The organism is Ralstonia sp. VS2407 (assembly GCF_052950655.1).
The window spans coordinates 1-587 of the sequence record NZ_JBRFVG010000098.1; the positions used below are offsets into that span (position 1 = coordinate 1).

A 587-nucleotide genomic window follows, 5' to 3' on the forward strand; every position below is an offset into this window, starting at 1 on the left:
ATCAGCCCCGCGGCCGCGGGCTCGGCGGCTCGAGCGCGATCAACGCGATGATCTACACGCGCGGCCATCCGCTAGATTATGACGAATGGGAGCAGCTCGGCTGCACCGGCTGGGGCTGGCGCGACGTGCTGCCGTATTTCCGGCGCGCCGAAGGCAACGCACGCGGCGCGAACGAATGGCACGGCGCCGACGGCCCGCTCACGGTATCCGATCTGCGCTTTCGTAATCCGTTCTCCGAACGATTCATCGCGGCCGCGCACGAGGCCGGCTATCCGCTGAACGACGATTTCAACGGCGAGCATCAGGAGGGCGTGGGCTTCTACCAGGTCACGCATCGCGACGGCTCGCGCTGCAGCGTCGCGCGCGCCTACGTGTACGGCCGCACGCGGCCGAACCTGCACGTGATCGTCGACGCGACGGTGCTGCGCGTCGTGTTCGACGGCAAGCGCGCGACGGGCGTCGAGTTCGCGCGCGCCGGGCGCACCGAGCAGCTTGCCGCGCGCGCGGAAGTGATTCTGTCCGCCGGCGCGTTCAATACGCCGCAATTGCTGATGTGCTCGGGCGTCGGCCCCGCCGCGCAACTGCGC

At 69.5% G+C, this 587-nt stretch carries 1 protein-coding gene; it reads left to right on the forward strand.

What is annotated here, in order from left to right:
* Window positions 1-587: GMC family oxidoreductase (locus tag ACU8YE_RS24040; RefSeq protein ID WP_446929864.1), on the forward strand; the 587-nt coding region annotated here is incomplete at both ends.